Annotated in this window: 3 protein-coding genes and 1 pseudogene; 2 read left to right on the forward strand and 2 right to left on the reverse strand. The window is 59.6% G+C overall.

The window, feature by feature from the left end; genetic code table 11:
• The coding region (locus tag UW3_RS0112420; protein ID WP_420220027.1) for a DUF5801 repeats-in-toxin domain-containing protein at positions 1 to 1,872 on the reverse strand (1,872 nt) is incomplete at its 3' end.
• 240 nt (positions 1,873 to 2,112) lie between these two features.
• Positions 2,113 to 3,489 carry an aminotransferase-like domain-containing protein gene (locus UW3_RS0112430; RefSeq protein ID WP_010222810.1) on the reverse strand — a complete coding sequence of 459 codons (1,377 nt, stop codon included), beginning with the start codon at positions 3,487 to 3,489 and terminating at the stop codon, positions 2,113 to 2,115.
• A gap of 390 nt (positions 3,490 to 3,879) precedes the next feature.
• Between UW3_RS0112430 and UW3_RS0112435 the strand changes: the two genes are divergently transcribed.
• Entirely contained in the window at positions 3,880 to 4,632 is a 753-nt protein-coding gene (locus UW3_RS0112435) for an SDR family NAD(P)-dependent oxidoreductase (RefSeq protein WP_010222811.1), read from the forward strand.
• A 164-nt stretch (positions 4,633 to 4,796) separates the two neighbouring features.
• Positions 4,797 to 5,939 (forward strand): annotated as a pseudogene (locus UW3_RS29485) (molybdopterin-dependent oxidoreductase); the annotation flags it as partial.

Genomic DNA, 5,939 nt, shown 5'->3' on the forward strand with positions numbered 1-5,939 from the left:
CATCTTCGAGCCGATTTCGGCGGTCGTAGTCGAGGCTTGGAGCAGCTTGAAGCCACCGATATCGAAATCGGCATGGTTAGTGCCCTTGGCGTCGATGGCCGCGCCGTTCTCGATGAGCACGCGGTTGTGGTCTGCCGTTGTGGTGTATTCAATCTTGTAGCCGGCTTTAACGCCGGTGATGGTCGCAACCCCGGAAGCAAAGCTGATGACAATGGCCGGATCATTCGCCGAGCCGTCCGAGATTTCGATCACCAGCCCGGTGCTGATGTTGATGACGCGAACATTGCCGATTGCAACCGACGCATCACCCACATAGCCGTTGATGAAATTCGCGCCAGGTTCAGCAGCGGTGCTGAATGCGCTGATTTTTACGATAGCGCTTTTGCCGCTTTGCAACTGCACGACGTCGAACGTGGCCGACCTCGTATTGAAGACATTGGTGAAGTCGATGTTGGCTTCAACATCTGCTTCGTTCTGATCCAGGTTGGGAATGGTCACATTCTGCCTGGCACCGGTGACGAACGAAAAGCGGATGCCTTCCTGTTCCGTAATCATCTGGTTGTTGGTGCCGAAGGTGGTCGGGCCACCCGCCTGGCTGGTATTGATTGTGTCGCCCGTCGTTATATTGGCGCCGCTTGACTGGTCGGCGGGGTTCTTGCCGGTGGCGATAATGGTCGGGTCCGTGATCCGCAAGACCCCACCGACGTCGACAACGGTCGGGGTCGCCGTCGTGAACATCAGGAACAGGTTCTGCCCGGAGGGCGCATTGGCCAGGCTGAATACCAAATCCTGGCTAGCACCGATGAACACCTTGTTCAGCAGGTTGAGGGCATCGTCCGGGTTACTGGCGTCCGGATGCTTGAGCGGCTGGTATTCCACGGTCCAGATCTTGCCGCCGGTGACCGGAGATCCGCTTTCTTGAATGTAGGCCGCGAACACGATCGCGCCGGCTGGGCCCCCGGCTCGGCCCAGCAGGATGTTGTTGTTGGTATCGGTATAGAGAAGGATATCGGTGCCATTGAGGGTATCGAGTCCGCTGTCCAGGCCATTGAGCGGTGCGCCAGAGGTGCCGACGAAGCTGATATCGGTAATGCTGCCGCCGGGTGCCGCGGTGATGGTGAACGCATCACTGCCGGTGTTGCCCACCGCACCCGTATAGCCACTCAAGGCTGCACCCGCTGCGGTACCAGCCCCCAGCGCTGTCAAGCGAGTAGTGAAGGCCGAGGGTAGCGCCGTGAGCAGAATGTCATTGTCGTCAGCGTCTCCTGCAGGGCTTGCGGTGGCCGTGCTGTTCTGCAACCCGGCTGTTTCGTCCAGCGTAACGTTCACACCCGTCGCCACGATACTCAGGGCGCTGTCGGTAAACGACGTTGTCGCGACAACGTCATCACTGGTACCGAACTGACTATCGGCACCTGCAGAGGCCGCGGTGAGCAGGAACGTCGCGCCTGCCGAGTCGTCGGGATTCACGTACCACGAGGTCGTGACGCTGCCGTTGACTTGGCCATCGAGATCGCCGGCACCGCCGTCGGTCACATACCAAGGCTCATGTCCCTCGCCGGTGTTGGTATCGAGTACATCGTCGGGCGTGCCCCACACGTTATCCGCGCCGGGGCCGGTGGCGTGCTCCACTTCGAGCGCCACTGTGCTGCCGGCGGCGAAGCCGCTGGCGGTGATGATGGCCGTGCTGCCGGGGGCGTAGTCTGCTTGATCAGTAGTGACGGTTGGCGTTTGTAGGGAGGGTGGATCGCTCATGAAGGTATTGCTTTGGTCTTTACTCGCGACGGCGTCCTGGTGGGGGGGGGGCAGATCGGTACTGCTGTCACCGGTCAGGTCGCTCGTGGGTTTTATTATTTTTTTGCGTGTAGTCATGACTTTCTCCTGAGCAATTCCAGGCATAGGCGCCGGATCGTGGACCTACTACTGGTACATGCCGCAACTATGGATAAGCGCCGGAGCTCGCGCATCGGCCGATACTCCCAGGCGAGATGGGAGTTTCGGACTACTTGGGAGGGGTAATGAGATGACGAAGGCGTCAGGGCGTCGGAACGCAAACAAAAGCCGCAGCCGGTAACTGGCTGCGGCTTGCTTGTGGGTTTTGCCAATGCGGCATCAATAGAACAGGCGGGGCTCCGGAGACGCCAGCAAGCTGGCCAGCTTGGTCAGGGCAAAGCCCAGTTCGGCGCGGCTCGGGGCCATCAGGGCAATGCGTACTCCGCTCGTCGCGGTGGTGCGCTGGGCCAGGAACTGACTGCCGCTGACTACTGTTACGCCGTGGGCCCGGGCCAGGTTGGCAAATTCGTCGCAGGTCCAGGGCTCAGGCAACTCCAGCCAGATATGGAAGCTGTTGGGCTGGCTGCGAATCCGATAACCGCCAAGAATGTCCCTGGCCATTTGCTGCCGAGCGGCGGCCTCTTGCTGTTGCACCTTGACCAGTTGTTCGCCCATGCCGCTGTTGATCAGGTTGCTGGCCAGTTGTGCCATCAGCGGCGAAGGCATCCACACGCTGCTGCGTACCATCGACGACAGGCGCGAGAGGGTTTCAGGGGGCGCATACAGGTAGCCGATGCGCAGTGCCGGCAGAATGCTTTTCGACAGGCTGGTCAGGTAGATGGAGCGCTCGGGAGCATAGGCCGAGATCGGCTTGTGCACCGGTTGGGCCTCCAGGAACCCGTAAATGTCATCGTCAATGATGAACACATCATGTTCACGGGCAATCTGGGCAATTGCCTCGCGGCGCTGCGCTGGCATGATCGAGTTGGTCGGGTTCTGGTGGGTGGTCACGCACACCAGCAGTGCCGGACGGTGTTCGATGCAGGCGGCCCGGAAGGCGTCGGGCAGCAGGCCGAACTCGTCGATCTGCACGCCCTTGAGGCGTCGATCCAGGCTGTGGGCCAGGGAGATGATCCCGGGGTAGCAATGCGCTTCGCAGAGAATCACGTCATTGGTGTTCGACAGGCTACTGATCGCCACCAGCAAGCCATGCTGCGCGCCAGACGTGAGGATGATCTGCTGCCACCGTGCCTCTGGCAGGCTGCGTTGTACCCAGCGGGCACCGGCTTGCTTGTGCACGGTATGACCACCGTCGGTGGTGTAGTCCAGAACGCGGCTCAAATCCGCTGACTGCGCGAGTTCGGTAATCGCATCCCGTAGCCATCCGCCCGTGTCGGCGTCATTGGGCTTGATGATCGACAGGTCGATCTGGGCGCTGTCGGTGCTGGTGCCCGGCGTGGGCGAGGCCGGCCTGGCATTGGCTTGCAGGACAAATGTCCCGCGTCCGACTTCACCAATTACCAGCCCGCGCTTGGCCGCCTCGTCATAGGCGCGACCAATGGTGCCGGGGGTGACTTTCAGGGTTTCAGCCAGGTCCTTGAGTGTTGGCAGCCGATCGCCCGGGCTCAGGTGCCCGGTACTGATGTCCTGCTCCAGGGCATCGGCAATCATCAGGTAAACCGGCTGCGCATGGCCGCTGTATTGAGGAACCCACATAGGTAAAGCACCAGAATCTACATGAGCGCGCAAGCCTAGCATGAAAGCCTTGATTAAGAGTAATCGAAGGGTAATCGAGTCTTTTTGAATGCATTTAATCTGGTTTTCGTCTGCCTGCTCTCGCCTGGAAACTGTTATGAAAGCAACGGCAGTGTGAAAATTCACTGTCATGAATATCAATATAAATCAATTAGTTGGATGTTGTTTTCGGCAGTATGCAAGGTCGCGGCGACAGAAATAAATTGAGTCGATTTTGTTTCTGTTATTACAATGATTGAGTCGATTCAATCGCTTCTGATGATCGATGCATTAACCGCATTGAGCTGGCAACACACGGGATTCGTGTGAGCGAAATACCTGACCTGAACTGCTGATAAAGGGGAAAACTGCATGAAAACCGCATTTGTGACCGGCGCATCGGCCGGCTTTGGCAAAGCCATCTGTCGCCAACTGATCGCCGAAGGTTACCGGGTCATCGGCGGCGCACGCCGCATGGACAAACTCATGCAGCTGGGGCAGGAGCTTGGCGAACACTTCATCCCGCTGGCGCTGGATGTCAGCGACAAGGCATCGCTGGACAAGGCAATCGGGCAGATCAATCAAGCCTCGTTGTCTATCGATGTCCTGGTAAACAACGCCGGCCTGGCGCTGGGCATCGAGCGCGCGCAACAGTGCGACCCCCAGAACTGGGAACGGATGATCGCCACCAACATCACCGGCCTTGCCCTGATCACCCAACGCATCCTGCCGAGGATGGTCGAGGCCAATAGCGGGCTGATCATCAATATCGGCTCGATTGCCGGCACCTACCCGTATCCGGGGGGCAATGTGTATGGCGCCAGCAAGGCCTTCGTCAAACAGTTCAGCCTGAACCTGCGCGCCGACCTGGCCGGTACCCGGGTGCGGGTGAGCAATATCGAGCCGGGCCTGTGTTCAGGGACCGACTTCTCGGTGGTGCGCCTGAACGGCAACATGGAAGCGGTCGAAGCGCTGTATAAAGATGTCGAGGCCATTCGCCCCGAGGACATTGCCAATACCGTGTCCTGGATTGCCCGGCAACCCGAGCATCTGAACATCAACTCGATCGAGATCATGCCGGTGGCCCAGAGCAGCGCTGCGCTCAACGTCGTGCGCAACCTGTAGCGGGGCGAACAGGGTGATGCCGGCGGCAATGAGCCATTTTCAGCACGCTGGTCAGGAATCTTGACTACAGTATCAACTGGTGACTGCCAGTAATGTCGCCACCGTGATCGTTCAAGCGACGCCGGCAACGCACCGCGCGTCCACCACCTGATCAGGAGTGCACGATGGATCTCAACCGTCGGCAGTTCTTCAAGGTCGCAGCAGTTGGCCTTGGAGGCTCGAGCCTGGCGGCGTTGGGCATGGCCCCGACACCTGCCTTCGCCGAGCAGGTGCGCCACTTCAAGCTGGCGCACACCATCGAGACCCGCAACACCTGCCCCTACTGCTCGGTCGGCTGCGGCCTGATCATGTACAGCCAGGGTGATGCGGCCAAGAACGTGGCGCAGAACATCATCCATATCGAAGGCGACGCCGACCATCCGGTGAACCGCGGTACGCTGTGCCCGAAAGGCGCCGGCCTGCTCGATTTTATCCACAGCCCCAGCCGTTTGCAGTACCCCCAGGTGCGCAAGGCGGGGAGCAACGAGTGGACGCGGATTTCCTGGGATGACGCGCTTGATCGTGTCGCCGACCTGATGAAAGCCGACCGTGACGCCAACTTCATCGAGAAAAATGCCCAGGGCCAGACCGTCAACCGCTGGCTGAGCGTAGGCTTCCTGGCCGCCTCGGCGTCTTCCAATGAAGCCGGCTACATGACCCACAAGGTCATTCGCAGCCTTGGCATGCTGGGGTTCGATAACCAGGCACGTGTCTGACATGGCCCGACGGTGGCAAGTCTTGCCCCGACGTACGGCCGTGGAGCCATGACCAACCACTGGACCGATATCGCCAACGCGAATCTGATCCTGGTGATGGGTGGCAACGCTGCAGAAGCCCATCCCTGTGGCTTCAAATGGGTGACCGAGGCCAAGGCCCACAACAAGGCCCGTCTGATCGTGGTCGACCCGCGTTTTACCCGAACCGCGTCGGTGGCCGACTATTACGCGCCAATCCGCACCGGCAGTGATATTGCCTTCATGGGCGGGTTGATCAATTTCCTGCTGAGCAACGACAAGATCCAGCACGAGTACGTGCGCAACTACACCGATGTGTCGTTTATCGTCAAAGCCGGTTTCAGTTTCGAAGACGGCCTGTTCAGTGGTTACGACGCGGCCAAGCGCAGTTACACCGACAAGTCCGGCTGGGGCTACGAAATCGGCGAGGACGGCTTTGCCAAGGTCGACCCGACGCTGCAGGACCCACGCTGTGTCTACCAGTTGATGAAGCAGCACTACAGCCGCTACACCCTGGAACTGGCCAAACAAAAC

The organism is Pseudomonas donghuensis (assembly GCF_000259195.1).
GTDB lineage: Bacteria > Pseudomonadota > Gammaproteobacteria > Pseudomonadales > Pseudomonadaceae > Aquipseudomonas > Aquipseudomonas donghuensis.

Coding starts and splice junctions, on each gene's coding strand:
- UW3_RS0112435 (WP_010222811.1), top strand. CDS start 3,880: ATGAAAACCGCATTTGTGACCGGCGCATCGGCCGGCTTTGGCAAAGCC.
- UW3_RS0112430 (WP_010222810.1), bottom strand. CDS start 3,489: ATGTGGGTTCCTCAATACAGCGGCCATGCGCAGCCGGTTTACCTGATG.